Source organism: Marinomonas sp. THO17 (assembly GCF_040436405.1).
Classification (GTDB): domain Bacteria; phylum Pseudomonadota; class Gammaproteobacteria; order Pseudomonadales; family Marinomonadaceae; genus Marinomonas.
Genome location: NZ_AP031575.1, coordinates 1012763 through 1039209, shown reverse-complemented (window position 1 = coordinate 1039209; position 26447 = coordinate 1012763). Strand labels below are relative to the sequence as shown.

Genomic DNA, 26447 nt, shown 5'->3' with positions numbered 1-26447 from the left:
CTGAAAAGCCCATCGCTTTACCCAATTTAAAGAGACGTTACGATGAAAACAAAAGTAGCCCCTTGGATTTTTACTGCCAGCTGCCCGAGTATTTTAGGCACGGTGGACGTGGTGACACGCTACATGGCGGAAGCAGGAAATTACATCGACGAAATTCACTCCTTTGATGATAGAGAGTCGGGTCGCTTTTTTATTCGTATTGAATTCTTGCCTCAAAAAGACAGTTTTAGTGAACAGACTTTTGCTGAAGAATTCGCTCAACGTGCGGCCGAATTTAATATGGAATGGGCGTTAACAGCCCCGCACCACAAACCCAAAGTGGCGATTATGGTGTCAAAGTATGATCATTGTTTGAATGACTTGCTGTATCGTTTTCGTACTGGCCAATTGAACATAGATGTGACCGTCATTATTTCCAATCACCCAGATTTGGAAGACTTGGCAAAATGGCACGGCATTCCTTATTACCACTTGCCGATCACCCATGAAACCAAGCTGGAACAAGAAGCCAAGGTGCGTGACTTGGTGGAAAAATACCAGGCGGAATTAGTGGTGTTGGCGCGTTACATGCAGGTCTTGTCCCCCAGCATGTGTGAATACCTAGACGGTCGCGCGATCAATATTCACCATTCCTTATTACCCGGTTTCAAAGGGGCTCGCCCTTATCATCAAGCTTGGGAGAAGGGGGTGAAAATGGTGGGTGCCACGGCACACTATGTGAACAATGACTTGGACGAAGGGCCGATCATTTCCCAAGGCATTCAAACCGTTAACCATGCCCATTATCCAGAAGATCTCGTCGCCAAAGGCCAAGACATTGAACGAGTGACCTTGTTCCATGCGGTGAAATGTCACGTGGAAAAACGCGTCTTTTTGAACGACAAACGCACGGTTGTATTAGGCGGTTAAGTCTCAGTTTATCTGACTAGATAACCAGATAACCAAAATAGGGAAGCATCAAGCTTCCCTATTTTATTGGCTTTTCTATAAGGTATCGACAGCTTACAGTTTAGTGTGCAAGCCACATTCACGACCCGCTTGCGCTTTGGTCGGATCGAAATAATGATCTGGAGTAGGGAGCTGGTGTTCCGTTAAGTAAGCCACCATGTCGGCTTCTTTCCAATGCAATACCGGCGCTACCTTGATCACGCCATTTGGGCCCATTTCCACCACTTTCATGTCTTTGCGGAACTCGGTTTGTTCGCTACGTACCGCCGTTAACCAGATATCTGGAGCTTGTTCTGCCATGGCACGACGGAAAGGTTCCAATTTGAATTGTTCGGTGAATTCAACGTGAGCTTCTTCGTCAACGCTTGGAATACCACCCAATGCCGCGTCACGGCGTGCTGCACTGACTTTTGGTGTGTAGACTTCCAAGTTAAGCTTTAGCTTACCTATGATGTCTTCCGCCACCTTATAAGTATCACGAAGGTTATAACCTGAATCGATCCAGATAACCGGAATGTCGGCTTTCACTTGCGTCGCCATGTGCAAAATCACCGCTTCATGTGGGCCAAAGTTAGTGGTCACAATGGGTTTTTGCGCATTTTGGATAGCCCATTCAATGATGGCCTGTGGCGTAGCGCTTTTGAGTTCGGCATTGGCTTTATCTAAATCAATCACAATTCTGCTCCTAAAATGAATGCATGCATACTAAAAGTTTGTATGGGCAAACACAAACCACAAAAGGGCTAAAGGGCAAAAATTGCAAGACGGAATTGGCATAAGAAAATTCGAATAGCTTTTAAAAAACACGACCAAGCTTGGGCTTGATCAATAAATCCTTAACAGCAGTTTTTATAGGGAGGTGAGTTGGGTATACTAATCGCCTTAATTTAACTCGTTGCGAAGTAGCATAAGATGACAGAATCCAGTTTCAGCATAGATCTGGCCGCAGAATTGAAGGCCATTGTGGGAAGTCAGTACACCTTAATGGATGAAGACAAGAAGCAGCCCTATTGCCAAGGTATTCGATTGGGCAGTGGTAAAGCTTACGCAGTGGTGCGACCGGGCTCGCTGGTGGAAATCTGGAAAGTGCTGCAAGCCTGTGTTAAAGCCGATGTAATTGTCATCATGCAAGCGGCGAACACTGGGTTGACGGGCGGTTCAACGCCAAGTGGTAACGATTATGATCGTCCTATTGTCATCATCAGTACCATGCGCATTGATGACATTCAGTTGATTGATCAGGGCAAGCAAATCATAGGGTTTGCGGGCAGTACCTTGTTTGGTCTAGAAGACACCTTAAAGCCTTATGGCCGCGAGCCGCATTCGGTCATTGGTTCATCTTGTATTGGTGCGTCCATCGTGGGGGGCATTTGTAACAACTCAGGTGGTGCCTTGGTACAACGTGGCCCGGCTTACACAGAATTGTCTCTCTATGCTCAAATAACAGAAGAGGGTGAGCTGCAACTGGTCAACAACCTTGGCATTGATTTGGGTTCTGAGCCGGAAGAAATCTTGTCTAACTTGGAAAATAACAAGTACCAAGAAAAAGACGTGCATTTTCCAGAAAAACGCGCTTCCGACAACGAATACCACGAGCGTATTCGTGACGTGGATGCTGACACCCCATCCCGTTTTAACAATGACAAACGCCGCCTTTACGAAGCATCAGGTTGTGCGGGCAAACTGGCGGTGTTCGCGGTGCGTCTTGATACCTTCCCGATTCCAGAAAAGCATCGTGTCTTCTACATAGGCATCAATGATCCAGCGGTGATGGAGCAAATGCGTCGTGACATGTTATCCACCTTTGATAACTTACCAGTGTCAGGCGAATACTTGCACAGCAGTAGTTATGACATCAGTAAAAAATACGGCAAAGACAGCTATTTGGTGATCGACAAACTGGGCACCAAATACATTCCTAAAATGTTTGCCATCAAACGTACCGTGGATCGTTGGGCGGGTAAGTTCAAATTCCTACCGAACAAATTTTCGGACCGCATCATGCAATACATGAGTCAACTTTGGCCTAACCATTTGCCCAAGCGCATGGAAGATTTCCGCGAAAAATACGAACACCATTGGATAGTGGAAACCGCCAATGCGGGGGTGGACGAAGCGCAAGCTTATTTACAGGAATTCTTCAAAAACAACGAAGGCGACTACTTCGAATGTACCGAACGTGAAGCGGATCAAGCCATTTTGCACCGTTTCGTGACTGGCGGCGCCTTAACCCGTCACCACATCATGAATGGTAAAGACCTCGGTTCCATCATGACCATTGACGTGGCTTTCCCACGTAATGAGCAGGATTGGTTTGAAGTGTTACCGCCAGAGATTGACGATAAAATCGCCGTAAAAATGTATTACGGCCATTTCTTCTGCCACGTGATGCACCAAAACTACATCATGAAAAAAGGCGTTGATGGCAAAGCAGTGAAACAGCAAATCTTGTCCAGCTACGATGCCCGTGGCGCTGAATACCCAGCCGAACATAATGTGGGCCATGAATACATTGCCAAACAACCTTTACGCGATTTCTACAAGCAGAATGACCCAACCAACAGCTTTAACCCCGGCATAGGCGGCACCAGCAAGTTTAAACACTGGAAAGAAGCGAGCGGCGAAAGCAGCGATTGTGGTTGTGGTCATGGTTACTAATTCATAGCCTGGATTCTTTTTGGTTTGCTCTGCCCGAGGGGAGTTTTGGTTTCCTCGGGTTGGCTTTGGTCGGGGGAGTTTTTGATCTTTGCCTGAGGGTGTTTTGGTTTCCTCGGGTTGGCTTTGGTTGGGGAGGTTTTTTTAATCTCTGCCCGAGGCGTCGATGTTTACTTCTGTTTGGCTTTGGTTGGGGAGCTTTTTTCCGCTCTGCTGAGCGGGTGACTTTTGTCTAGCGCCACAAAAGTAACCAAAAAGTCGCTTTAATCCTTTCGCACATTCAGGAACGTGTCGAGGATTGCCTCAAGAAGGCTCATTATCTCTTTTTACAGTAATACAATGTTTGAGGCTGTAAGTAGGTCTGTTAAGCACAGCGTCATCAGGTATTGCAATTTAGTTATTATAAAGTGATAGGTGGGAATACAACTTTAGTTTACAGTAAAAGTTGTATTTTGGTTTCTATAGAGCAAGTCTAATGTTTAATCTGCCTGAGGGTTCTTGAATTTCCTTTGAATGACTTTGGTTGGGGCGCTTTTTGATCTCTGCCTGAGGGCGTTTTGGTTTCCTCGGGTTGGCTTTGGTTGGGGAGCTTTTTTCCGCCCTGCTAGGCGGGTAACTTTTGCCAAACGATGCAAAAGTAACCAAAAAATCTTTTGAGTCCTTTCGCGCAATCAGGATCGCGTCGAGAGTTGCCTCATGAAGCGAATTGCCTCTTTTTACAGTAATACAATGTTTGAGGCTGAAAGTAGGTCTGTTAAGCACAGCGCAATCAGACAAAGTTATTTAGAGCCAAACCAAATCTCGTGTTGCTTCCCAATACCTAAAAGAAAGCTTCTTTAAGGGGCTAGGATGGGGTTAGTCCAGCAGCCTCGGATCAACTTAGAGTAAACAGCAAAATATAGATCTGATCCCGCCAAACCAAATCTCGTGTTGTTTCCCCTTATCTAAAAGAAAACTTCTTCAAGTGGCTAGGATGGGGTTAGTCCAGCAACCTCACATCAACTCAGAGTAAACCACTAAATGTAGGTCTGATAAGCGCAGCGCAATCAGACACTTGCGAACTTAAGGCCGCGGAACCCCTAGTTTAAAAATTGCAATTCTTATTGGTAAAACTCAAAACGCTGTTCTATGATGAAGTTCAAGTAAGGGATGTACTATTGAATTGAGAAGGATTTTCCTGCCCGATTAAATTTCACATCCCAATAAATAAAGCATATTCCGGTTTCTGTTCGAGCACAGAGTGATGACAAGATGGGTATGACCGTGACTTGGAAATTCTGGGACTAACATCGTTTCGTTGAAAACGTCAAAATGATGAGAATCAAGTCGGCGCCGTTTTGAGTTAATAAAGCATCAGAGATATAAGCTAATAAAGCTTTACTAAAAATCCGAATAAATGGCTGCAAAACTATTCTTGCTAATACTTGATTTTGCTTGCAAAAATCGGAGTGTCCATGGATGTTAGCTGCTCTGAATTATTTGAATCCCAAGTGATTGCTGATGAATAAAAATGAAATTCAGTTAATGAAAAAAGGTGAGCTTCACGTTCATTTAAATGGATTGGTGAGTACTGATGTTATTCGAAGCTTATTGGTAAGAGATAGATCTGAACTACCTTCCGGATTTGATTTAGAAAGAGATTTAAACATATCACTACCCGCTAACTCTTTAGCCTCATACTTGAAACCTTGGCAGGCGTTACGACTTATACCTAAGAGTAAGAGTAGCCTTAGGATGATTGTGGAAAGTGCTTTTCTAAATTTGAAGTCTCAGAATATTACATTTGTTGAGATACGTAATAGTGTCATTTACTTGGCTTTGCTAAATAATATTTCGGCAGATGAAGCATTGTACTGGATTGTATCTGAAGTTGAAGAGGCATCTGAAAGGCATAAAATAAAAGTAGGATTGATTTTAACAGTTTCTAGAGGTGATTACGCTCAAGAGCACTTGCGAGCTCTTTTAGGAGCATATGAAAAACTAGGCAGGCCGAATACTGTGGTTGGGCTTGATTTAGCAGGTAATGAAGATACTACATCCCCAATTGAAATTGGTTCACTTTTTTTACATGCAAAAGATAAGTATGGACTTAAAGTGACAATTCATGCGGGAGAAACTGGAAGAGTTGAAAATATAATTCGTGCAGTCAATGAGTTTGGCGCTGACAGAATTGGTCACGGAACTGCTGCGTCAAAATCGGTTGAAGTAATGAATTTGTTGAAAGATCGAAATATATGCATAGAGGTTTGCCCCATTAGTAACAGGCTAACTAACGCAGTTAATGAAAATGAGTCTCACCCTGTTATTGACTTCATTGATCATAAAGTTCCGTTTGTTATATGTTCTGACAATCCTTCAATACATTCATCGACTCTTACTGATGACTATTTAGAATTTTATCGTGAGACAAATTCCTTACAGCATTTACGCGATATGTATACCAATCAAAAAAAATATAGTTTTATTAGAGGGTTATATGGAAATTAACTTCGTTACAAAAAATCCTCATAAAGCTAAAGAGGTACAAGTTATTCTGGGAAATATTGGTGTTTCAATAGTCCACGCGCCTTTAACAATTCATGAAATACAGACAGAAGATGTTAACCATATTGTAAGAGATAAAGTTTTAAAGGCGTTCAGTAAAGTTGGACGCCCTGTATTTGTCGAGCATACAGGGTTATATATTGACAGCTTACAAGGATTTCCTGGCGGTCTAACCCAAGTGTTTTGGGATAAATTAAAGGCAGAAAAGTTCTCTGAACTATTTGGGGGGCTAGAAAATACGGCGCTAACTGCAAAAACCATTATTGCATTCTGTGACGCCAAGAAAGTTTATATGTTTGAAGGGGCTGTAGAAGGAAACATTGCTCCCGAGCCAAGAGGTAGTAAAGATTTTCAATGGGACTGTGTCTTTATACCAAAGGGCTTTCAAGAAACATTCGCTGAAATGGGCGAAAAGAAGAATGAGATATCTATGCGAAAATTAGCTTTTGATAATTTTAGAGAATTTCTTGTTTCGGAGATTATGTAATGGATGACCTTCTTGCGTCTTATCGAGAAAGAAATGTCATACTTTTTGTGGGTGCAGGTGTATCCAAAAACCTTGGCCTTCCGACATGGTCAGAACTAATAAATCATATTGCTGATGAGCTAGGATATGACCCTGAAATATATAAGTCTTTTGGCGATAGTTTGGCCTTGGCGGAATACTACAGAGTGAAAACAGGTAGCATTGGCCCTCTCAGAAGCTGGATGGATACAAATTGGCATTCTGCCAATGTAGATTTGCAAGGTTCAGAGATACATAAGCTTATTGCAAATTCGAAATTCCCAATGGTTTACACTACGAATTATGATCGATGGCTTGAAAAATCATATGAACTATATGAAAAGAAATACACAAAAATTGCAGGTGTATCTGATATTGCCAAGATCAAAGACGGTGTAACTCAAGTAATAAAATTTCATGGTGACTTTGATAACGATGACACTATCGTATTAGACGAATCAAGTTACTATGAGCGCTTAGAATTTGAAACTCCTTTAGATATTAAACTTAGATCAGATGTTCTTGGGAAATCCGTCCTATTTATTGGATACAGTTTAACTGATGTGAATCTTAGATTTCTTTTTTACAAGCTGGCTAAATTATGGAAATCTAATAATGGAGGTGGAGTGCAGCCCAAGTCTTATGTCTTTACACATAGACCAAATCCGATTCAAGAAACAATATTAGAACAATGGGGGATAAAAATGCTTACCTCAAAGGAAAATGATCCGCAAAAGGCATTATTAGAGTTTCTATCGAAGTTCCAGTAATGCAACTAACAAACGCGTCAATTAGAACGATTGCAAGCTCGTCCCTATTACGCGGGCGTTAGTTTCGTAATAGAAAAATTTTAATACGTCAGAAATGGAAAGGATTATGCCAATAGATTTAACAGAAACTTTGGTTGTCGGGATTTCAGCTACTGCACTATTTGATTTATCTGAAGCTGATGAGATCTTTAGAGAAAAAAATAATACAGATCCAAACACAGCGATAGACGAATATCGAACATATATGCTTGAGCACGAAGATGAACCGCTAAATGATGGTACAGCTATGCCGTTAGTACGGTCACTGTTAAATCTCAATACGCACAAAAGTCCGGAAGATTATGCACCAATAGTCGAGGTGGTTGTTATTTCAAGAAATAGTCCGGAAACAGGCTTTAGAGTATTGAATGAAATTCGTCGGAGAAAACTCCCTATTACTCGTTCAGCATTTACAGCTGGTGAAGCGAGTTCGATCTATTTAGACGCTTTTTATGTCGACTTGTTTCTAACTACCAATGAGCAAGATGCTCAAGAGGTCATCGATAGTGGGGTATGTGCCTCGGCATTAGTAAAAAGGCCTCCTCAGTCAGAGGCAAGTTTGAACGAAGACCAAGTTCGCTTTGCTTTTGATGCAGATGCTGTGCTTTTTAGTGAGGACAGTGAAATTGTTAACCAAACGGATGGGTTAGAAGAATTCTGGCGTAGTGAAAATGAAAAACAAGATATCCCTTTACAAGAAGGGCCATATGCTAACCTTCTGAAAAAATTATCAAAAGTACAAGAAAGGTTACCGGGGCGTATTGAGTATTCTCCTGTAAAATTGGCTATTATGACTGCGCGAAATAGCCCAGCGGAGATGAGAGTTATAAAAACCCTTCGAAGTTGGAATGTCTATATTGACCAAGCATTTTTTCTTGGAGGTTTAGAGAAAAGCCGCTTTCTAAAGGCCTTTAAGCCACACATCTTTTTTGATGATCAAGATTCACACTTGGACCCAGCGTCAACAGAGGTTCCGAGCGCAAAAGTTCTTTATCCATCAAACTCAATTCTGAATAAAATAATGCAAGAAAAAGCCAAGAAGAAAGTTGATACAGTGCCAGACGAAGCATACAACTAAAAAAGCATTAATAATTAGCGTCAGAGTAAAATTAAATATTATCTTGCTCTGCCCCCCCAATTGTTAGGCTGTCAAATTGACAGTTTTTCTGTCGCTCCTTTTTGTGCTTATTTAGCACAAACGGGCTCCTCCAAAACTGCAATTTACAACGGCGTTAAATTCCAAGGAACCTATGAGTAATCGAGTAATATTTAGGCTTGCGGTAATAGGCTTATTAATAGCTGAATTAGCTATTGGAGTTGCGTTGTACTTTTTAGATTCGGGGGCTTTAGATGCTGCATGGGAACAGCTGCCGGAGTCGATTGATTGGTACACCTATCTAGAATCTAATTTTGTTACTTCAGTCGCTTTATTGATATTACTACTGGTTGCTATATTAGGTTCACTTGTTGGTGTTCTACTTTTTAAAAATTGGGGTCGATGGCTCTACTTAGGTAGTACCGTGCTTATTTTTCCAGTATCCATATTTACAGGGCCAACTATATATTATGGTTGGGAGAATGCTGTATGGGATATAACGAGTATGGTAAACGGGGCACTAATTTTGTCTATGTTCTTACCACCAATAAGCAATGAATTTAACAAGGTCAGTTAAAACGACGGCTTTTCCGTTGCTTGAATTTGTGCTTTTACGCTACGCTAGCACAAATCAATCAACTACAAAGCCGAGTTTGCTGGCGGCGTTAAGCGTAAGTACTATGAAAGAATGGATTGAAATTAATAGGCCGGTTGATGTTGAAGCCGATATTCCATTAAAAGATCAAGCTCCAACAGAAGTGCGTGATGAATATGATAGGTCAAGCAAAAACAAGTTTATTGCTTGGGTGTCGGGTGATTCTAATCTTATCGGTTGTATCAAAAACAACAGAAGTATCTCAGCTGAGTTTGAGTTCGCTGCTGCCGTTGAACTTTACGAAATGGAACCTGCTAAAGGCAGTGGATACGTAGGCTTAGATATCAAGTCAAAGAACGGTGAGTGTTTAACTGTTATTGCTTCATCAAGGTATTCACAAAAGTCATTGCAATGGCTAAAACAAGTCCAGCCAATTCTGGCCAAAGTATTCCAGCTAGAAGAAAGGTATGAGTATCATGGCAAAGACGCTTAACAAGCATATAAAAAAACGCTCCACTACGTTGCGCTAGACGTTAAATTTCAAGGAGGTATGGTGCAGGAATCACGAAAGTTACAAGATTACTTGATAGAAAGGCCCAAACCTAAAGGAATAGATGTTTTGTGTGGTCTGCAGCATTTTGCAATCATTACTTATGCTGTTCCCGCTGATAGGTTTCAAGGGATATTTCCTGAGCGCTTTCGATTGGACACAGTTGAAGTTGATGGCCAAGAAATGGGGCTAATATCGGTAGTCCCGTTTATTGATGTAGATTTTACTTCAGCGATTTTTCCATTCCCCAAATTTACGATGGGGCAGACAAACTACCGAATCTACATAATCGACACTGAGACTGGTGAGCGATGTGTGTGGTTCCTCGGCACGATTCTAGATTCTTGGACGCTCGCAGTACCTAGATACCTATGGAGCCTTCCTTGGCATTCAGGGAAAGTTAGTTTCGATTGCGCGATAAACGAAATATCTGGCTTGTACGATAAATATCACATGGAAACGACTTCTAGTTGGGCAGAAGCCTCGGTCAGACTGACTCAGGACGAATCCGATCAGTTAAATTTTCCTGGTTTTCCTGATATTGAATCCGCTCTGGTTTACTTGACACACCCTTTGGCAGGCTTCTATTACCGAAGAGATGGAAAGCTAGGAACATATCGAGTGTGGCATAAAGAGCTTGAAGTTAAGCCAGCCAAGTTAGAATCGGCTAAGTTTAAACTTCTATCCAATCTCGGCATTGTTAATCAGTCCGAGCAAAGTTCGCCATACAGTGTTTTAATCGAGCCACTAAATGAGTTTACTATTTATTTGCCACCAACTGTCATTGGGTAAAAAATTTAATAAGTCAAAGCACGCGGACGCAGCAAGGCTGCGCCGATGTTTGAGGCATTATGAGTATCCGCAACTTTAGAGACCAAGGAGTCAATTTTGTTCAAGCTGTACTACTATCCAAACAACGCGAGCTTAGCTCCTCATTTTTTGCTTCATCACTTAAATGCAGACTATGAATTATTGTTAGTTGATAAAAAATCAAACTCTCAGAAATCAGCGGATTATCTTAAGCTCAATCCCGCTGGTCGAATTCCAACTTTAGTTGTAAACGAACAACCTATTTTCGAAAGTCCAGCAATCTGCATGCATATCTGCGAATTACATCCTGAATCAGATTTGATGCCATCTATAGGGAACCCGAAACGTCCTTTATTTTATCAATGGCTAGCGTTTCTGAATAACACGTTGCAAGCAGAACTGATGGTTCGTTATTACCCTCATCGCCATACTAATGATGAAGCTACCATTCCAAATGTTGTAGCGGCACAAGATGACAGAATTTCGGATGCACTATCCATTATCAACGACCAACTTGAGCATAATGAATACTTGCTTGGTGATATGCTAACTGCATGCGATTACTTCTTGTTTATGCTCGCGGAGTGGTCATTACCAATAGAGAAGTCGCCACTTACTTTCAAACATTTAGCTGCGTATTTGAATCGGCTTTGTACAAATCCAACGGTTAAGGCTGTTTGTGACATCGAAGGGATAGATCTTACACCATTTAAATCATACTCATAACAAACGCATTAACCACTCGCTGCGCTCGCTTTAATAATTAGTGTCAGAGTAAAATTAAATATTATTCTACTCTGGCCCCTTTTAATTTGAAGTGCCAATTTTTGGCACGATTAGCCTAAAAACTAATTACAGTATTGCGCGTTTGCGCTGGTAGGAAAATAAAAAGTTTCTTAGTATCTATGGATAAAAAGTATCCGCATTGCGCTCTTTTTTTAGGTATGACGCGTTGTGCTTACCTAAAAGAAAGATGAAATAACGAGTACGTTGGTTTTTCCAGATTTGGATTTTGTGAATAGCTTTATAAAAGCATGATTTTTAGTTATTTATAAAGGTATTGGTAAAGTTTTTGAACTGTCTAAACGCGCATGCGCACTATTAAAAATGTTATGTGAATACGGCAAATTCCGTGCAATTATAAGAGAATAGTAATGATAGATTTTACAGTTGGTAAGTGGATATTTAAGCTGAAAGTCAGTGAGGTGAGTGCAAAGTCAGTCTCAATCACTACTGAGCCAAGTACTGATTTTTGGCAACGTTCATACTACGGTTTCCGTAATGATAATGCGCCAGCACTGCAGGTTGAATCCAACGAAAACTTTACATTTACAACTAAAGTGAGCTTCGAGTATCAGGCTCAATTTGATCAATGTGGTCTCATTATTTACCTAGATAATGAAAACTGGTTCAAAGCTTCTATTGAGTATGAAAACGATGAGTTTTCTCGATTAGGTAGTGTTGTTACTAACCTAGGTTATTCTGATTGGGCTACTTCGGACATCTCACTTCCAAACGAAATTTGGTATCGCTTAAGCAGAAGAGGACCGGACTTCTTAATCGAATCATCCTTTGATGGAGTTACTTTTAAGCAAATGCGAATCTTCCATCTGCATAAACTTGGCGAAACAACCGCAGAAATGGGTAAGCGCAATCCACCTTTGCCAGCAAACTCGGTAGTTAATTTTGGTGTGTATGCATGTAGCCCACTCGATTCGTCATTCACAGCCCGTTTTACTGATATGAGCTTAGAGCCTTGTCAGTGGCTTGCTCATGCGGTCTAAATTCACATAACAAAGAGTTTAAGGGTGATTCCTCACGCTTGGCGGTTTCGCTCCGTTCAAGTATCGCCGAGCGCGGCTCACACCTTAATGCGGGCGTTATGTACTTTTAGGGAAAATCAGAAGCTTATGGATGAAAATACTGAAATTTGGCGGCAGTACTACGAAAAGGCACTGTCTCGTCCACATTCAAAACGCACTGAATTTGCAGCGCAATTAAATGAATCAAAACTCAAAGTAGCCACTGACTGTGGTTGTGGAACAGGCTGTGATATCGAATACCTAGAGCGACAGGGTTTTCAAGTTCATGGCTTCGATATTAATCCTGATTCGGTCGCTATTTGCAGAGATAGATTTGGGTCAAAGTCATTAGTGAATATTGCAGAGTCTTCGTTTGAGTCGTTCGACTATCCAAAATCTGGTGTAGTTATCGCAAATTCCAGTTTGTTCTTCGCTGACCCAAACCAATTTAACTCGACGTGGAGTAACATCCAATCTTCAATCGAAGTCGGTGGGGTATTTGCTGGTGATTTCATGGGGCTTAAAGACAGTTGGGCTGAGAATTATCGTAGCCCAACAACACCTTTATCGGAATTAGAAGTAAAAGGGTTGTTCTCAGACTTTGAAATAGTCAGCTTCTTTGAGCGTGATGAAAAAGCGAAAACTTCATTGGGTAGAATGAAGCGTTGGCATACCTATTCCGTGGTCGCGGTGAAACGTACATAAAAAGCGTTTAAGAGCGATTCCGCAACGCGTGCCAGTTTTGTTCCGCTCCCATTTAGCCTGCGTGTTATTGCTCCTAAGTTAGGCATTAGGAACTTTTGAGTAAAATTAGCCCGAATGACATTTTAACGCTATAATGTTTTAACGTTACTGAAGTGGGCCTTATTCATGAGTACTTTATCAAAACGATCAACCATTTATTTCGAGCCAGCAATTCATAATGCTCTGAAACTGCGGGCAGCATCATCAGATACCTCAATATCAGAGTTAGTTGATGAAGCAGTCAGACTTCTTATGAAAGAAGATCAAGAAGACTTGGCTGCGGTAAGACTACGGGCCAACGAGCCCGAAATTTCCTATGAGGACTTGCTAAACAGTTTGGAAGCTGATGGAAAAATATAGCGTCACTTTCAAGAAATCAGTAGCAAAAGATTTTAGGGCAATTCCCAAATCGGACGTTAAGAAGATCCTCGCCAAAATTGACTTATTAGCTGAAAACCCTCGAAGAGATGGAGCAATTAAGCTTAGTGGACAAGACTTGTATCGTATCCGGCAAGGCCTTTATAGAATCATTTATGAAATCCGAGAAAACGAGCTTGTGGTACTGGTGATAAAAGTCGGGCATCGCTCTGATGTTTATAAACATACCTAACAACTCAATAAACACTCTCGCTGGGACGCATAAACGCGGGGCGGCTTCGCCATTATGCCACACGTGCCTGCGCCTGTTATTGGGAAGTTATGTCTCATGCCAGCTCAGAAGATATTTTTCATATCGCGATAAAAATTTTCATGAGAGCCTAACGCCATAAGTTCGAGAGTAACCGTGCCATCTTCATAACTATAACCAAGCAATGTTAGTTGTTTAATCATTTTAAATTTGTAAACACGAAGGAAGGATAAATCGCCTTTTTTTTGCTGTCCTAGCAGCGGATCTTTAATCAGTGCTTTGATTGCGTTATCCAGATCCGCTTTTTGGTTTTTGTGTAGTTTTTTGACCGCTTTTTTAAATGTCGCTGTCTGAAGAACTTGGATAATCTTAGCCAAAGTTGTATTCCTCAAGCTTTCCGGCTTCTTTTTCGGCTTTGGCAATGATAGCTTGTTTTACGAATTCATAGGGTAAATCTGGGTTATCTTCCATCATTTCACCGATTTTAGCCCAGTGCTCAATTTGTTTTGGTGTTGTGCGGTTTAGGGCTTTAGCCATAATAGCCGCCTTATCAACCAATTCTTGGTCAAGTCGAATACTTGCAGTAGACATAATAAAACCTCCTTAGTGGGATATATAGATTGTAGCAAGTTGCTACAATTGTCGCATTATGAATTATGGTGGGTCAATTCCATTGATACCGTTAAGTGCTGAGCGTTTAGATCGGTCTAACTAGAAGGCATAATTAGAGTCGGAGTAAAATTAAATATTCTTCTACTCTGATCCCTTTTAATTCAGACTCTGACCCTGAGGAATCGCCTGACGTGATTCATTAAAAGCCACCTCAGGCTGCTTAAAACCAAGATACTACTGAAGCAATAGGGGGCGAAAGTCCCTTTATAATATTCACTCAAAAGGTCAGCGCTGGATATTTGTCGGTTCAAGCAGTGACTAGCCCTAACAAGTTAAAGCTCGAGGACTTGGCAAAGCTGTCACCTTTTTCGCTTGTGCAAAAAAAACCGCCAATTTCACTAAGCTGGTGTTTGAGGCGTTACACGGACGGCAAGGAAATATCGAGTAGATGCCAAATTGTAATTTCTATGCAATAGACAATGACTTCTTAGAGATACTTGATTTCATCTTTTGTGAAATGGAGTGTAGAGTTTTCGAATCGTACTCTGAATATGATAAAGATCTTGTTGAATTTTCAAATGCACAGGAAGTATTTGAGTATTATCAATTGGCAGAGTTTTCCAATACTCTGAATCGCTCCGCAAATCTTATACTTTGGCCTGTTAATGCGTCTGAGAGTGTGAAGGTGAATCGAATTGAGCTAAACCCCCAAAAGTGTCAGGGCGCGACCCATAGATATCGCGTCGATGGCTGGGGCCTTATATCTCTTGAGCTAAAAGGCATCAATCAAGCTGGTTTAAAATATAGCCATACGAATCACAACACGGAAAAACGTGCGACTGCTTGGGGCCCTAATTATAGTGATGTTATGGGGTCACCAACTGATTGGGATTGGAAAGCTGTTTCAAGTGCATCACGGAAGTTAAACAATTTTATAAGGAAAAATTCAAACAAAAAGGTTGGCTCAATGCCTGTAATGCAGTGTGCCGAAACAGTAACTCTGGCCGGTGTTTGAGGCGTTGTAGGGCTAAAGATTGGTATGATTGATAGGGACGAAATAATTTAATTAGTGCTTGAAGCTTCAAGCCACTATGGGATAGGTTTCTTGATGAATGTAAGGGAGAAAAAAGTCTGGCCTTGGATTTTGTTTTAAGAGGTCTTTCTAGGCATATATCTAGACTGGTAGCAGTCCAAAGTGACTCTGAGTTAAAAAGCCTATTTTTCAGTAGTGGAACGTTGGCATATTGAGGGTAGTCCCTACGTGAAAGAAGCGCAACCGTAGGCTTGCTAGAAGACCTTCAAGGTGAAAAATACTTCTAAAATTGAATCTTATTTGTTGCCAGAAACAAAAAAATAGTAGGATAAAGGAAATGACTTCTGGGACAGTAGTAAATTAATTAGTGACTAGTTTGCCGTATAACAAAGTGCAATAATCGCTCCCGTTGGTCGCTGGGACATCCAAAACGCTACACTTATTTAGCCGCCCTTGTGCACGGCGTTAGGACTCCATATACACAGAGGTATAAATTTGAAGTATTTAATTTTGTTATTGGCTATTTTCGCGCTTATTTCTTGTTCAACTAACGGAAATAAGGTTAGCTCAGGAGCTAAAAATGAAAAGCAAATTGATAAAGCTGACAGTTTATTATCCGATTTAGCTCCTGAGAAAGTTAAGGCCTGCCTTTCACTTGCTAGCATGGCGCGTTCAGCAATTTTTAACAGAAAAAAAGGGGTGTCAAAGGAATCTTTGCTAGCTGCCTTGCCAACTAAGGAGCAAATAAACAGCTACCCTAAGGATATGGATGTTCAAAAGATGATGGGGTTAACAATGCATGAAATAGTCAATGAAGTGTATAACTACCAACCCTTAAAGAGCGAAATATACTCATCCTATACTGCTGAAGTATGTTTAAGAAAGCTTAAAAATATGGCGGTTCCTGAAAACTTCACTGAAGCTCACAAAGAGCTTCAGGAATGTGAGGCAGAAGAAACCGGGAAGAAGCGAATTTTGTGTGCAATGGCCGTTGCTGGTTCTAAGCCCTAACAAACCAAATCAGCGGGTCACTAACACGTAGGTAGGCTCCCGTCACTTCGTTCCGTATTTTAGCCTAAGTATTATTGCCCTGCTTGGGGCGTTATAAGTCATGAGAGATTTGAGGCCTAACGAAATGCAGATTCTATTCCGCTCAATTGAGTATTGGAATAAGAATTGGGATTGGGAAATGCCTACTTTATTAGGCGGAGAAAAAGTTGGGTTAGAGAGTATCGCACTGGACTGGCTTAAGGACTTAATTGTGCGTAAAGAGCAAGTATTTGTTACTTGCTTAAGCTGTCTTAGGGAAATGCTTTATGATGCTAATGCAGTACCTTCATCGAAGGCTGAATTAATCATAGGTGTGAAATTTAATGGGGCTGAACTGCTATGTTAGAAGATCGCAGATGAGTGCCAAGGTAACTTATAACAAACACAGGCAGTCCAGTCGACGCGAAAAAGCCCGCGCAACTACTGCAAATGTTAAGTGGCCGCGGAAGAATTGATGAACATTGAGCTAATTGGAAACATCGTAGGACTTATTCTTGCTCACAGCGCCTATATTGGTAGCGGGCAAGATGGAGAATTAATGGTCCCATATGTGATTTTCCAATCCGGAGAAAACAGAGAGCTGCAGAACTTCGAAGCCGAAACTCAACAGCAAGCTGTTGATCTTGCTCATGAGGTAATCGAAAAGCATCAGCATCTTGTTGATGTTTGGGCATATGCGCAAGAGGGACTCGTAACCTTTGAAAATGGCTCAAAACAGGATGTATATCTAGTCAAAGCATGGGGGCAAGGCCTAAGTGAGCCTATCCAGCTATACCAAATGTTTCAACCAAAACCATTTACACTAATTGGCAATATTAAAATACTCAATTTTGAAGATGCAGGCTTCGATTTAGAACAAGCAGAAGCTTTTCATTCAGCCTTAGATGCAGGTATTACATCGCATCAAAAGGCCAACGAAAAATGGGAAGGCTGGTTTGGGTAGAAGCCACTTTATAAGCAAAGGTAGCATCGCCATTCGGGTTGTACGCGCTAACGCGCGCCGCTGCTTTGGGTGTTAGCTGCTAAAACTATTGAAGCAAAAGAGCGGCTTGTGAGGCTGCAAAAGAATGACCGCTTTAGCGGTGAACCGATATTTGGGGCTACACCTACTTATTGGTGCGAAGCTTGCGATGACATAACGGCTTTCAAACTAAATTGGCGTAAGCCTTTTGAACCGTCTGACATCGAAGATGAGTTCAATAAAGCAATGGGTAAGTTAACGACATGGGAACAGGATTATTGCAACTTTCATTGTCACATATGTAGTCAGCAAGTACGCTGTGTCTTCAGCATCAATGAATTCGCTATGTCTTCATATCACTATTACCCAAAGATCATTTACCTATATCAGCAAGGGCAGCTAACAAGTGCAGGTTAGGGACGCAAAAACCGCCGCTTCGCACAGGTTCTTCCGTCCCAGCTGCAGGTGTTAGCTGCCCTTGAGAGTAAACCTATGAAAACACATGAGATCTTTCATTTCTTCTTAGGAAGAGTTTCAGATCATTCTAAATATAGTGATTTCCTGGAAGAGCACTATGGTGAAGATGATGATACTCCATTGTCCAAATTCTGTGAATCACAGGGTGAATACTTTATAGATCAAGACTTTATGGAAATTGGAGCGCGGGAGAACGAATCCTCCTTGGAGGAGTTCTTTAAGCCTTATTCATATTCTGAGCATTGGTCAAATGATGTAGTTGAGAAAGCGAAAAGCTTACAACTGTTAGATACCAACGTGCTTCTGTTTGTTTCAAAAGAAGAAATTGAAAATCCGAAATCGGTTAAAGGTAAAGGCTTTGAACTAGTTTATATCGGAGAGTATGGCTATCCAATATAAATCTACACCTAACAATTTTGATCATTTGACGTTTTTGTCTATGCTCTTTTTTGGGGTAGCTTCGCCACTTTAATAATTAGAGTCAGAGTAAAATAAAAAATTATTCTACTCTGGCCCCTTTCAATTTGAAGTGCCAACTTTTGGCTCGCTTAGCCTAAAAACTAATTACAGTATTGCGCGTTTGCGCTGGTAGTAAAATAAAAAGTCTCTTAGTATCTATGGATAATAAGCGTTTTAGTATCAATGGAAAGGAATATCCGTATTGCGCTCTTTTTTTAGGTATGACGCGTTGTGCTTACTTAAAAGAAAGATGAAATAACGAGTACGCTGGTTTTTCCTGTTTTGGATTTTGTGAATAGGTTTATAAAAGCATGATTTTTAGTTATTTATAAAGGTATTGGTAAAGTTTTCGAACTGTCTAAACGCGCATGCGCACTATAATCCTTAATTGTTAGGTTTCAAGAGGAGATACAATGCAAATTGAGGGAAGGATAGAAATCAAAGCGAATCCTGAATACATTTTCACGCCCGTTAGCTTAGCGTTAGACAACCAATGGACACAATATGAATTTATCCGAAAATCACAAAGAAGCAATCAGCGTATATATCCGAGCAAAGGATGATAATAAACCACACTTAATGAAAGGTATTTTTGAAAATTCTGCAAGTTTAAGTATGAAAGTGAAATCAGATACAATTTCATTTCCCTCTGAAACACAAGGACTAGATTCTATCACCAATGTTTTAGTTAGTGATTTTAATAAGAAATATGAAAATGTGTATACATTTTGTATGACAGATTCAGTAATTTCTGATGAAAAACAAACACTATGTAAATGGGCAGTGGTAATGACCGACAAGGAAAAAAGTAGTGTTAGAGTTGGTTATGGTGATTATAAGTGGGTTTTTAATAAAGGTATGACAAAGCAATTAACTATATTAATTGAAGAAATGATTGCTCTGGAAGAGTTGCAAAGCGAAGAGATATTTTCCTGGGTAGATAAGAAGAATTATCCATGGTGTGACTCCGATGACTTTCTTAAAGGAGCACCAAAATCTATTTCTTTTTTGGCTAATGATCTAACAAGCTAATTGTGTAGGGCGTTATAGGTAATCCCGATGAAGTGTTCCGTGTTTATAGCAACAAGTGCAGATGGTTTTATTGCCACCAATGATGGTGGTGTTGAGTGGCTTGAAACTGCTGGCAAAACCGATGTTGACCTTGGTGAGCAATCTGACATGGGGTTTAATGATTTTATTGCTTCTGTTGATTGCATGATCATGGGGCGTGGTTGCATGGAAAAGCTTGCAAGTTTTAACTTAACCTCAGAGCAATGGCCATACGGAAACATTCGAATCATTGCTCTCAGCAAGAGTATTAAAGAAGTACCGGAGAACTTAAAGGCTTGGGTCGAAATCTATTCGGGCAATGTGTCTGCTCTCATCTCAGAGCTTGAGAGCGCCGGCTTCAAGCATGCTTATGTTGACGGAGGGGCCACTATTACCTCTTTTCTCAACTTGAAGCTCATAAATGAAATGACTATCACACAGGCCCCCATATTGCTTGGGTCGGGTAAGCCGTTGTTCGGTCAAACCAATCAACCCGTTAAACTTGAAAATGCTCAAGCAACAGCATTTACAAATGACTATATCCAAACCAAGTATGAAGTTAATTACCTGTAACAAGCAGCAGCAACGGACTGTCAAACCTGCCACTTAATTTGCTGCGCAAATACGTGTCAGCTTTGCCAGCTATTGTGCTGGACATTATGGCTACAAGGAGAAGTCGAAAGAATGTCTGATAATTATTTGAAATTGATTCCTTTCGATATGAATTTTGTTCCTGATGAGCGGTCGCACCAAGAGGCTATAAATTACTTAGAGCAGTTGACCCCAGGAGGAGGAGAAGTCGAGATCGAAGTATATTCTAAAGTGACTTTCATCGATCAGGGCCAGAATCTAGAAGAGATTATATGCCCTTCTTGCGAAGCATCACTAAAGAACGATCCTTTTAGTGAAGAGGAGTCAGATTGTGAAAAACTGTTTTGTCAAATTGACGAGCAATCTGAAAACGGGGAATTGGAAGAAAGTCTTATTAAAATGCCATGTTGTAACGCCGCAGTAAAAACAACGGATCTTGAGTTTAAATGGCCGGCAGGTTTTTCTAAGTTCGAGTTATCGGCCCTGAACCCAGATATTGAGCCTCTTAGCAAAGAGCAAATCGCTGCTTTATCCAAAATACTAGGTTGTGAGCTAAGAGAGATATGGGCGCACTATTAAAAAGCCATAACAAGGCCAAGTACAAATGCACGCAAAAAACGCGTGTAAGACTCGCTATCGCTCGCCTGTGTTGGCGGCGTTAGTTTTATCTCAACTCTGCAAGTAGGCAATATGATTGAATTTATAGAAATAGACGAAAAAGATAAACATTATAAAGTCTCTATTAACGGTGTTGTAGGTGAAAACTCATGGGCTTACCTTTGGAACTTTAAACCTGAAAAACATCGAGTTTATATTTATGATGACATACTGAGAGATGAAGTTTTAGATATTGAATTTGAAAAAATCTTTAAACATTGTTTTTTTATTGAGGTTGATTCTCAGCTAGATTCTGGATTGTCATGCCATAGAGGAATTGATCTTGAAATCGAAGTAGATGAAGAAACAGGTTCAATCGACGCTACATATGAAATTCAACTAGAGTTCGAAGAATGGGACGAAAGCTTCAGTATTCTGGCTTTTGGAAATGAGCTTTCGGAATTACCCGATCTTCAGTCCTATGAGAATATAGAATACTACCGTTCTGATGAAGACTTTGTATCAAGTGGTTTTGGGTTTAGGTTCAAAAATTTAAAGACAACTAGTTCAATATCAGAATTCTTAATAGAAACATCAGGTGTCGTTGTTTCATTGATTTCTGCGGCAAAGAAAAATTTAAAAAGCAAAGGGCATAAGGTACTTATAGAGTTAAAGCTAGAAGCTGAAGTAAGAATTCCTTGTGAGCAATACTTAATGTATTTTAGTCAATTCTTAGAAGATTTGGGGATTCAGGCTAAAAGTGAAATAGCACATCATGATGAATTAACTTTATTTTCCGTAATACCTGATACTAAAGAGCAAGCTCTTACTGTAATTGCAGATTGTTTAGCTTCATACCTTTCATTACCAACTGAACTTGAAGTCCATAAAGGTGCTGTAATCTCGCAAGATGTCGCGTTAATGCAACTTGAAGCAAACATAATGCATTTGAGATCGCAATTGATGCTAGCCAATTCAATAATTGAAGCAAAAGACACAACGATTGAGAATTTAAAGCTATCTAATGAACAATATAAAATGAGCACTCCTTCTAATCTTACTCCTAACCAAGAAAGCTTGGTTGGAGATTTAGTAAAAGTTAAAGAATACCAAGGAAAGCTAATTTCAATTGATACACCGAGGATCTTAAAAAGCCTTAAACGTATGTTAAGCCGTAAAGAAAACTAACAAGTCGTTTAAAAGGACAGATAACAGTTGGCTATTTGCTCCTTCTTTGCTTATTTTAGCCAATAATTAATAGCCTCTTAACGAGGCGTTAGCTGCACAAGGAGTTAGGAAATGTCAAATGCAATACGATGTTAATACCCCTTCAGAGTATATGAAATCACTGGATCTAGACTGGAGAAAGGAGAAGCTACAAGAATTGAGGGAAATGATTCTCCAACAAGACTCAGCGATTCAGGAAGCCATTAATTACAAGATGCTTTGTTTCAAATTAAACGACTCTGTGCTGTTTCATCTGAATGCACAGAGAGGTTATGTGAGCTTGTATTGTGGCAATACAAAAAAGATTGACCCTGAAGGGAGTCTGTTAGCGGGGTTAAGTATTGGAAAAGGTTGCATCCGGTTTAGTAAAACAAAAGATATTTCCAAAACCCGTATTGAGGATTTTATTAAGCGGGCGGTTTCCTTACTAAAAGAAGGGAAAGATATAACTTGTTGAAAGCAACTAATAAGTCAAATAACAGCACACCGTTTAGTGGGGTATTAGCTGATAGTGATTAACATGTTCTATTTGTTGTACAAGTATCGCTTTTAGGACTATACTTGTACTATTAAATGTACATGTGGAGGTTGTTATGAGAATCGTATCTTTTACAGAAGCTCGTAATGGTTTGAAAAGTGTCTTAGATGATGTGGTTAATGATGCCGACACAACCGTTATTACCCGCCGAGATGCCGAAGATGCTGTGGTTATGTCTTTAGAGTATTACAACAGTTTAATGGAAACTGTTCATTTGCTGCGTTCTCCAGCAAATGCTGAGCATTTGAATCGTTCAATTGCTCAGTACAAAGCCGGTCAAACAACACCAAGAGATTTAATCGATGAATAGTCGTTTACTGTCATGGACTGACGAGGCTTGGAACGATTATGTGTATTGGCAAACACAAGATAAGAAAACATTAAAACGGATTAATAAATTAATCACAGATGTTAAACGTTCTCCTTTTGAGGGTATGGGGAAACCTGAACCTCTAAAGGAGAACTTAGCTGGCTTCTGGTCACGGCGAATTGACGATACAAATCGCTTGGTTTATGTCGTTGACGATCAAGCAATAACCGTCCTGTCATGTCGTTATCATTACTAGCTAGATCAGGCCGTTAATAATGGGTTAAAGCAGACTGCCAGCGCTTGGCATTTTCAGCTATAAATGGTTTGTGTTTAACGCGATGTTATGACTCTTTTAAAGGAGCCGAAATTGGAAAGCTTAGATGATTACCGGGATAGCATTGATAATATCGATAATGCGATACTGGCGATGTTTGCCGAAAGGTTTAAAGTCACTAATAAAGTTGGTCAATATAAGGCCGAACAGGGTCTTCCCGCAAAAGATGAAACACGTGAAGCAGCACAATTTGAGCGTATTTCTGGCTTGGCTGAAACTTATGGATTAGACCCCGAATTCGCGAGAGACTTGTTGAGGACTGTTATAGACAAGGTGGTACAAAATCACATTGATATGTCGCGTATTCAGTCTGCGAAAAGTCATGATAAATAATGGCAAGGGATGCATAAAAGGGCGTTCATGCTTCAAGCTTTATAGATAATCACAGATGAAATACCTAGAAACGACAGCAGCTGAAATCCCAATTGAACTCCTCTTACAGGCCGATCCCAGTATCGAAAACATAGCTTTGTATATGGAAAATGGATTGGTTTTTGCAGCAGTGGAGAGTGACCTTGTGGTGGGGGTTATTGTTGCCGGATTTCTAACGGATAAGAAAATGGAGCTATATAACGTTTCCGTTTCAGAAGCGTTTCAGAAACAGGGTGTTGGTACTAAGCTCATGGAGTTTGTGCTTGCTAGATTAAAGTCACAAGGCATAGCCAGAATTGAAGTGGGTACGGGGTCATTTGGTTACCCATTAACATTCTATCAAGCTGTTGGTTTTCGTGTTGATTCAGTAGTAAAAGACCATTTTATAAACAAGTACCCTGAGCCTATTTTTGAGAACGGAATTCAGCATAAAGATATGCTGCGTTTGTATATGAATTTGGAATAGGGACCTAGGCAACGAATAAGTTCATGCTGTGCAGCTTTACCCCAGAAGTCTTCTCCGGGTGCAATACAGATTACAATGTGACGAATATCAAACATTTTTCGTGGGGATGAGGTTAGCCTGTCGTCACTAAATAATGAGTGCTTACTTTCCTACTAAGCCTTGTATTCCCTTTTTAATACTTCTAAAGGTGAGACTGAATAAGTTCATTAGGTTAACAGGGGTCACTGTGACGATTCCTTCGTCCCAATTTGTGCTGAATACACGTGAAAAGAAATAAATCATGTAGGGGTTATGTTGATTAATCCGTTGAATATCTTTTTCTTCTATAAATATACTAAAAGGTATTTTGACCACATAGTCTTTATTCATCTTCCAATTAAAATAATCTGAACAGCTTTCTAATATGGTTTGATACTTTTTTGTCATTGATACATTAGGAGAGGGGTAAGTCTGACGCCAATAAGAACATAACCCTGCATAAACTAATGGATTAATGATAACGCTTACGAGGCAAACTTGCTTATTTAAATGTTTCATTTTTATGCTAAACATGGATTTTGTTAGCACGAGCTTGGCTTTTTTGAGGCTATCTTTGCGGTATTGGGTCAGCATTCCGAGCATTGATCTAATGATAATGAGTTTATTATTGAGTTGGTAGGTGCCGCAATACATAAAACCTATCTCTTGATTGTCTTCTAGACAGAATATGATCTCTATTTGCTGACTATTTGCGATCAGCGCCCTGAAACCTTCTAGTGATATATTGTCGCTAATGGTCTTTTTCATGAGAGAAAATACACGTTTTTCTAAAGGAGAGTTGGGCTCGAGTGATGTGCTTTTAACATTTTCGAACTGCATAGCGAGACAACCTTTATCTATTTCAACACTATATCGAGATATTTAGGGCGAGTAACAATGATTGTTTGAGTATTCATTGGCCCATTTAAGCAAAGGCGCATTTAAGCAATGCGATAAAGCAGAGTTATTTTTCTTCTTGTATTGTGTATTTTTTAACCAGATTTTGCCTGGTAGGCAAGGTTAATTTGCTTTTTGCTATGGGTGATATTAGATAAAATCTTTATGGTAAGAATATTAGACGTTGAATAAGTAAGCTCAGATGACTTGCCTTAGCTAAAGGGTTAGAACCAGTTTTGTTGGTATTGTGTGTCGATTTGATGCTTAGATTAAACTGGAAAAATGCGCACTGTTATAATGCTTCTAAGTTATGATTCAGTTGGTATGCTTACTGCTCGGTGGCCGAAAGTAACGGTGACATCATCGCGACGTGAGCGTTTGAAATTGGACTCGCTAAATTGTCACTTAGTGAAGAGATCAAAGCATAAAATGAGACAATTTATGGTGAGGTAAGTTTGAATAACTCGACACTGAGTGTATGGCAAAAAATTGAAACAGTGGGGCTTTCTCTTGGCTTACTGGGGGTGAGCTTACTGGGGTTGAGCTTACTGGGGTTGAGTTTATTGGTGTTTGGGATGGATGCTTGGTGGCAAATACCTGGCCCCGTGCAAGATCACTTCCGTGGTGGAGAGCCTGGGGCTATTCTTGCTGTGTTGTTGCTTTTAGTGGGTTGGGCTTGTTCTGCGCTTTTTTTGGTGAATCTATGTTTTAAGCGCTTTTATTTCTGGTGGTTAAGATTACTTGGTGTCATGCTTTTATTGGTTGGCATGGCCATTTTGGGAGCCCAGAGTGTTTAGCCAGTATTCGCGCCTTCCCTATTGTGCTGTAAGCAAAGTAGAATCTTGTTTGAAATGGATTAAGATGGAGTGATTTTTGAAAAAGATAGATGTAGTACAAGCCGATTATTTAAACCCGCAACACGCCAAAGACATACCGTATTTATTGAACGAGTACGCTTGTGATCCAATGGGTGGCGCTCATCCGCTTTCTCCTGAGACGGCAAAGCATCTTGTCTCCGCCTTGTCCAAACGCCCTCATGCTTTTAGTGTGCTCATCTATGTTGATGGGTTGCCAGCCGCATTAGCGAATTGTTTTGAGGGCTTTTCCACCTTTGCTTGTAAACCTTTGATTAACATTCATGATTTGTGTGTGATTAAGGACTATCGAGGTTTGGGATTGAGTCAACTCTTGTTAGAAAAAATTGAGTCTATAGCCATCGACTTAGGCTGTTGCAAGGTAACACTGGAAGTATTGAGCAATAACCATGTTGCGAAAGCGGCTTATGAAAAGTTTGGTTTTCATGCCTATGAGTTAGATCCAAGTGCTGGAAGGGCCGTTCTTTGGCAGAAAAAACTCGCTTGATAATAGCCTAAATCGTTTTACCTTTAGGGATGAAGCATTTTTTAGGAATCACTCATTGAGATGGGGAGCAAGAAACGGATTCGCCCATAAATGCAACTGCTACGCTTTAAAGGAATCCCTCCAAGCACAAAGCCTCTAAGAAGAAAGCCTAAAGGTTATTATTAAATTAAATAACACTCCTTAACCTATCATTACTTGGCATTTTATCAGAATGGGTGTTTGCTTATATTTAGTCGCAGAGTTTGTCTAGTCGCAGAGTTTGTCGTAGCAAATCTTACTTTGTGCATTGAGTGACCCCTTATTTCGCAGGCCCACATACCAGAGTGAATCTTCTATGCTATTTAGTAAGATTAGGTTGCATGACATTTTCAATTTTAAGTGGCAATTCGTTTTAATAATCTGTCTAG

The 26447-nt window shown here is 40.4% G+C and carries 35 protein-coding genes; 31 read left to right on the top strand and 4 right to left on the bottom strand.

Annotated features, from left to right (window positions below; genetic code table 11):
- The first annotated feature begins 42 nt into the window (after positions 1–42).
- Positions 43–909 (top strand): formyltetrahydrofolate deformylase, encoded by an 867-nt coding sequence (gene purU / locus ABXS85_RS04890; RefSeq protein WP_353668916.1) that lies wholly within the window; start codon positions 43–45, stop codon positions 907–909.
- Between the two features lie 93 nt (positions 910–1002).
- Here purU and ABXS85_RS04885 read toward each other — a convergent pair whose 3' ends face one another.
- Positions 1003–1623 (bottom strand): phosphoadenosine phosphosulfate reductase family protein, encoded by a 621-nt coding sequence (locus tag ABXS85_RS04885; RefSeq protein ID WP_353668915.1) that lies wholly within the window; start codon positions 1621–1623, stop codon positions 1003–1005.
- 237 nt (positions 1624–1860) lie between these two features.
- On the opposite strand from ABXS85_RS04885, the gene dld reads away from it, so the two are divergent.
- The 13 genes from dld to ABXS85_RS04820 all read left to right on the top strand — a co-directional run bounded on the left by dld (position 1861) and on the right by ABXS85_RS04820 (position 13668).
- Positions 1861–3606 (top strand): D-lactate dehydrogenase, encoded by a 1746-nt coding sequence (gene dld / locus ABXS85_RS04880; RefSeq protein WP_353668914.1) that lies wholly within the window; start codon positions 1861–1863, stop codon positions 3604–3606.
- A gap of 1497 nt (positions 3607–5103) precedes the next feature.
- Complete coding sequence (locus tag ABXS85_RS04875; RefSeq protein ID WP_353668913.1) at positions 5104–6090, top strand: adenosine deaminase; 987 nt, start codon at positions 5104–5106, stop codon at positions 6088–6090.
- A complete protein-coding gene (locus tag ABXS85_RS04870; RefSeq protein ID WP_353668912.1) occupies positions 6080–6634 on the top strand; it encodes a non-canonical purine NTP pyrophosphatase in 555 nt (184 codons plus the stop codon). The genes ABXS85_RS04875 and ABXS85_RS04870 overlap by 11 nt, the downstream gene beginning before the upstream one ends.
- The gene (locus tag ABXS85_RS04865) at positions 6634–7422 is read left to right on the top strand and encodes an SIR2 family protein (protein WP_353668911.1); all 789 of its coding nucleotides are present in this window, start codon (positions 6634–6636) and stop codon (positions 7420–7422) included. Before ABXS85_RS04870 ends, ABXS85_RS04865 begins: the two co-directional genes overlap by 1 nt.
- Before the next feature lie 106 nt (positions 7423–7528).
- On the top strand, positions 7529–8539 hold the full coding sequence (locus tag ABXS85_RS04860; RefSeq protein WP_353668910.1) for a 5'-nucleotidase: 1011 nt from the start codon (positions 7529–7531) through the stop codon (positions 8537–8539).
- Positions 8540–8711: 172 nt separating this feature from the next.
- The gene (locus ABXS85_RS04855; RefSeq protein ID WP_353668909.1) at positions 8712–9134 is read left to right on the top strand and encodes a hypothetical protein; all 423 of its coding nucleotides are present in this window, start codon (positions 8712–8714) and stop codon (positions 9132–9134) included.
- 103 nt (positions 9135–9237) lie between these two features.
- On the top strand, positions 9238–9645 hold the full coding sequence (locus ABXS85_RS04850; protein ID WP_353668908.1) for a hypothetical protein: 408 nt from the start codon (positions 9238–9240) through the stop codon (positions 9643–9645).
- A 60-nt stretch (positions 9646–9705) separates the two neighbouring features.
- Positions 9706–10494, top strand: a complete 789-nt coding sequence (locus tag ABXS85_RS04845) for a DUF2071 domain-containing protein (protein WP_353668907.1) — start codon at positions 9706–9708, stop codon at positions 10492–10494.
- A gap of 96 nt (positions 10495–10590) precedes the next feature.
- The gene (locus ABXS85_RS04840) at positions 10591–11238 is read left to right on the top strand and encodes a glutathione S-transferase (protein WP_353668906.1); all 648 of its coding nucleotides are present in this window, start codon (positions 10591–10593) and stop codon (positions 11236–11238) included.
- Positions 11239–11666: 428 nt separating this feature from the next.
- Positions 11667–12296 (top strand): DUF1349 domain-containing protein, encoded by a 630-nt coding sequence (locus ABXS85_RS04835; RefSeq protein WP_353668905.1) that lies wholly within the window; start codon positions 11667–11669, stop codon positions 12294–12296.
- Positions 12297–12422: 126 nt separating this feature from the next.
- On the top strand, positions 12423–13019 hold the full coding sequence (locus ABXS85_RS04830; RefSeq protein ID WP_353668904.1) for a methyltransferase domain-containing protein: 597 nt from the start codon (positions 12423–12425) through the stop codon (positions 13017–13019).
- A gap of 165 nt (positions 13020–13184) precedes the next feature.
- On the top strand, positions 13185–13418 hold the full coding sequence (locus ABXS85_RS04825; RefSeq protein ID WP_353668903.1) for a ribbon-helix-helix domain-containing protein: 234 nt from the start codon (positions 13185–13187) through the stop codon (positions 13416–13418).
- A complete protein-coding gene (locus ABXS85_RS04820; protein WP_353668902.1) occupies positions 13405–13668 on the top strand; it encodes a type II toxin-antitoxin system RelE/ParE family toxin in 264 nt (87 codons plus the stop codon). Before ABXS85_RS04825 ends, ABXS85_RS04820 begins: the two co-directional genes overlap by 14 nt.
- 104 nt (positions 13669–13772) lie before the next feature.
- On the opposite strand, the gene ABXS85_RS04815 is transcribed toward ABXS85_RS04820, so the two are convergent.
- Both ABXS85_RS04815 and ABXS85_RS04810 read right to left on the bottom strand, forming a co-directional pair.
- Positions 13773–14063: a type II toxin-antitoxin system RelE/ParE family toxin gene (locus ABXS85_RS04815; RefSeq protein ID WP_353668901.1), complete on the bottom strand. Its 291-nt coding sequence runs from the start codon at positions 14061–14063 to the stop codon at positions 13773–13775.
- A complete protein-coding gene (locus tag ABXS85_RS04810; protein WP_063331944.1) occupies positions 14056–14277 on the bottom strand; it encodes a hypothetical protein in 222 nt (73 codons plus the stop codon). Before ABXS85_RS04810 ends, ABXS85_RS04815 begins: the two co-directional genes overlap by 8 nt.
- 469 nt (positions 14278–14746) lie before the next feature.
- Between ABXS85_RS04810 and ABXS85_RS04805 the strand changes: the two genes are divergently transcribed.
- The 15 genes from ABXS85_RS04805 to ABXS85_RS04735 all read left to right on the top strand — a co-directional run bounded on the left by ABXS85_RS04805 (position 14747) and on the right by ABXS85_RS04735 (position 23763).
- A complete protein-coding gene (locus ABXS85_RS04805; protein ID WP_353668900.1) occupies positions 14747–15313 on the top strand; it encodes a hypothetical protein in 567 nt (188 codons plus the stop codon).
- A gap of 513 nt (positions 15314–15826) precedes the next feature.
- The gene (locus ABXS85_RS04800; protein WP_353668899.1) at positions 15827–16342 is read left to right on the top strand and encodes a hypothetical protein; all 516 of its coding nucleotides are present in this window, start codon (positions 15827–15829) and stop codon (positions 16340–16342) included.
- Between the two features lie 124 nt (positions 16343–16466).
- On the top strand, positions 16467–16727 hold the full coding sequence (locus tag ABXS85_RS04795; protein WP_353668898.1) for a hypothetical protein: 261 nt from the start codon (positions 16467–16469) through the stop codon (positions 16725–16727).
- Between the two features lie 108 nt (positions 16728–16835).
- Positions 16836–17324, top strand: coding sequence for a hypothetical protein (locus tag ABXS85_RS04790; RefSeq protein ID WP_353668897.1), 489 nt, complete (start codon positions 16836–16838; stop codon positions 17322–17324).
- A 108-nt stretch (positions 17325–17432) separates the two neighbouring features.
- On the top strand, positions 17433–17759 hold the full coding sequence (locus tag ABXS85_RS04785) for a hypothetical protein (RefSeq protein ID WP_353668896.1): 327 nt from the start codon (positions 17433–17435) through the stop codon (positions 17757–17759).
- 75 nt (positions 17760–17834) lie between these two features.
- Positions 17835–18218, top strand: coding sequence for an immunity 22 family protein (locus ABXS85_RS04780; RefSeq protein ID WP_353668895.1), 384 nt, complete (start codon positions 17835–17837; stop codon positions 18216–18218).
- 564 nt (positions 18219–18782) lie between these two features.
- Positions 18783–19310 (top strand): hypothetical protein, encoded by a 528-nt coding sequence (locus ABXS85_RS04775; RefSeq protein WP_353668894.1) that lies wholly within the window; start codon positions 18783–18785, stop codon positions 19308–19310.
- A gap of 39 nt (positions 19311–19349) precedes the next feature.
- The gene (locus tag ABXS85_RS04770; protein ID WP_353668893.1) at positions 19350–19901 is read left to right on the top strand and encodes a dihydrofolate reductase family protein; all 552 of its coding nucleotides are present in this window, start codon (positions 19350–19352) and stop codon (positions 19899–19901) included.
- A 111-nt stretch (positions 19902–20012) separates the two neighbouring features.
- On the top strand, positions 20013–20498 hold the full coding sequence (locus ABXS85_RS04765; protein WP_353668892.1) for a hypothetical protein: 486 nt from the start codon (positions 20013–20015) through the stop codon (positions 20496–20498).
- A gap of 111 nt (positions 20499–20609) precedes the next feature.
- Positions 20610–21704, top strand: a complete 1095-nt coding sequence (locus tag ABXS85_RS04760) for a hypothetical protein (protein ID WP_353668891.1) — start codon at positions 20610–20612, stop codon at positions 21702–21704.
- A 118-nt stretch (positions 21705–21822) separates the two neighbouring features.
- On the top strand, positions 21823–22200 hold the full coding sequence (locus tag ABXS85_RS04755) for a DUF1801 domain-containing protein (protein WP_353668890.1): 378 nt from the start codon (positions 21823–21825) through the stop codon (positions 22198–22200).
- Positions 22201–22336: 136 nt separating this feature from the next.
- Positions 22337–22591, top strand: a complete 255-nt coding sequence (locus ABXS85_RS04750; RefSeq protein ID WP_353668889.1) for a type II toxin-antitoxin system prevent-host-death family antitoxin — start codon at positions 22337–22339, stop codon at positions 22589–22591.
- The gene (locus tag ABXS85_RS04745) at positions 22584–22847 is read left to right on the top strand and encodes a Txe/YoeB family addiction module toxin (RefSeq protein WP_353668888.1); all 264 of its coding nucleotides are present in this window, start codon (positions 22584–22586) and stop codon (positions 22845–22847) included. Before ABXS85_RS04750 ends, ABXS85_RS04745 begins: the two co-directional genes overlap by 8 nt.
- 111 nt (positions 22848–22958) lie before the next feature.
- A complete protein-coding gene (locus tag ABXS85_RS04740; protein WP_353668887.1) occupies positions 22959–23258 on the top strand; it encodes a chorismate mutase in 300 nt (99 codons plus the stop codon).
- Positions 23259–23313: 55 nt separating this feature from the next.
- Positions 23314–23763 carry a GNAT family N-acetyltransferase gene (locus ABXS85_RS04735; RefSeq protein WP_353668886.1) on the top strand — a complete coding sequence of 150 codons (450 nt, stop codon included), beginning with the start codon at positions 23314–23316 and terminating at the stop codon, positions 23761–23763.
- Positions 23764–23904: 141 nt separating this feature from the next.
- Here the strand turns inward: ABXS85_RS04735 and ABXS85_RS04730 are convergent, their stop codons facing one another.
- A complete protein-coding gene (locus tag ABXS85_RS04730) occupies positions 23905–24621 on the bottom strand; it encodes a hypothetical protein (protein ID WP_353668885.1) in 717 nt (238 codons plus the stop codon).
- 512 nt (positions 24622–25133) lie between these two features.
- On the opposite strand from ABXS85_RS04730, the gene ABXS85_RS04725 reads away from it, so the two are divergent.
- Both ABXS85_RS04725 and ABXS85_RS04720 read left to right on the top strand, forming a co-directional pair.
- Positions 25134–25475 (top strand): hypothetical protein, encoded by a 342-nt coding sequence (locus tag ABXS85_RS04725; RefSeq protein WP_353668884.1) that lies wholly within the window; start codon positions 25134–25136, stop codon positions 25473–25475.
- Positions 25476–25551: 76 nt separating this feature from the next.
- Positions 25552–26040 (top strand): GNAT family N-acetyltransferase, encoded by a 489-nt coding sequence (locus tag ABXS85_RS04720; RefSeq protein WP_353668883.1) that lies wholly within the window; start codon positions 25552–25554, stop codon positions 26038–26040.
- Positions 26041–26447 lie beyond the last annotated feature (407 nt).

Coding starts and splice junctions, on each gene's coding strand:
- purU (WP_353668916.1), top strand. CDS start 43: ATGAAAACAAAAGTAGCCCCTTGGATTTTTACTGCCAGCTGCCCGAGT.
- dld (WP_353668914.1), top strand. CDS start 1,861: ATGACAGAATCCAGTTTCAGCATAGATCTGGCCGCAGAATTGAAGGCC.
- ABXS85_RS04875 (WP_353668913.1), top strand. CDS start 5,104: ATGAATAAAAATGAAATTCAGTTAATGAAAAAAGGTGAGCTTCACGTT.
- ABXS85_RS04870 (WP_353668912.1), top strand. CDS start 6,080: ATGGAAATTAACTTCGTTACAAAAAATCCTCATAAAGCTAAAGAGGTA.
- ABXS85_RS04865 (WP_353668911.1), top strand. CDS start 6,634: ATGGATGACCTTCTTGCGTCTTATCGAGAAAGAAATGTCATACTTTTT.
- ABXS85_RS04860 (WP_353668910.1), top strand. CDS start 7,529: ATGCCAATAGATTTAACAGAAACTTTGGTTGTCGGGATTTCAGCTACT.
- ABXS85_RS04855 (WP_353668909.1), top strand. CDS start 8,712: ATGAGTAATCGAGTAATATTTAGGCTTGCGGTAATAGGCTTATTAATA.
- ABXS85_RS04850 (WP_353668908.1), top strand. CDS start 9,238: ATGAAAGAATGGATTGAAATTAATAGGCCGGTTGATGTTGAAGCCGAT.
- ABXS85_RS04835 (WP_353668905.1), top strand. CDS start 11,667: ATGATAGATTTTACAGTTGGTAAGTGGATATTTAAGCTGAAAGTCAGT.
- ABXS85_RS04830 (WP_353668904.1), top strand. CDS start 12,423: ATGGATGAAAATACTGAAATTTGGCGGCAGTACTACGAAAAGGCACTG.
- ABXS85_RS04825 (WP_353668903.1), top strand. CDS start 13,185: ATGAGTACTTTATCAAAACGATCAACCATTTATTTCGAGCCAGCAATT.
- ABXS85_RS04820 (WP_353668902.1), top strand. CDS start 13,405: ATGGAAAAATATAGCGTCACTTTCAAGAAATCAGTAGCAAAAGATTTT.
- ABXS85_RS04810 (WP_063331944.1), bottom strand. CDS start 14,277: ATGTCTACTGCAAGTATTCGACTTGACCAAGAATTGGTTGATAAGGCG.
- ABXS85_RS04805 (WP_353668900.1), top strand. CDS start 14,747: ATGCCAAATTGTAATTTCTATGCAATAGACAATGACTTCTTAGAGATA.
- ABXS85_RS04795 (WP_353668898.1), top strand. CDS start 16,467: ATGCAGATTCTATTCCGCTCAATTGAGTATTGGAATAAGAATTGGGAT.
- ABXS85_RS04790 (WP_353668897.1), top strand. CDS start 16,836: ATGAACATTGAGCTAATTGGAAACATCGTAGGACTTATTCTTGCTCAC.
- ABXS85_RS04780 (WP_353668895.1), top strand. CDS start 17,835: ATGAAAACACATGAGATCTTTCATTTCTTCTTAGGAAGAGTTTCAGAT.
- ABXS85_RS04775 (WP_353668894.1), top strand. CDS start 18,783: ATGAATTTATCCGAAAATCACAAAGAAGCAATCAGCGTATATATCCGA.
- ABXS85_RS04765 (WP_353668892.1), top strand. CDS start 20,013: ATGTCTGATAATTATTTGAAATTGATTCCTTTCGATATGAATTTTGTT.
- ABXS85_RS04760 (WP_353668891.1), top strand. CDS start 20,610: ATGATTGAATTTATAGAAATAGACGAAAAAGATAAACATTATAAAGTC.
- ABXS85_RS04755 (WP_353668890.1), top strand. CDS start 21,823: ATGCAATACGATGTTAATACCCCTTCAGAGTATATGAAATCACTGGAT.
- ABXS85_RS04750 (WP_353668889.1), top strand. CDS start 22,337: ATGAGAATCGTATCTTTTACAGAAGCTCGTAATGGTTTGAAAAGTGTC.
- ABXS85_RS04745 (WP_353668888.1), top strand. CDS start 22,584: ATGAATAGTCGTTTACTGTCATGGACTGACGAGGCTTGGAACGATTAT.
- ABXS85_RS04735 (WP_353668886.1), top strand. CDS start 23,314: ATGAAATACCTAGAAACGACAGCAGCTGAAATCCCAATTGAACTCCTC.
- ABXS85_RS04730 (WP_353668885.1), bottom strand. CDS start 24,621: ATGCAGTTCGAAAATGTTAAAAGCACATCACTCGAGCCCAACTCTCCT.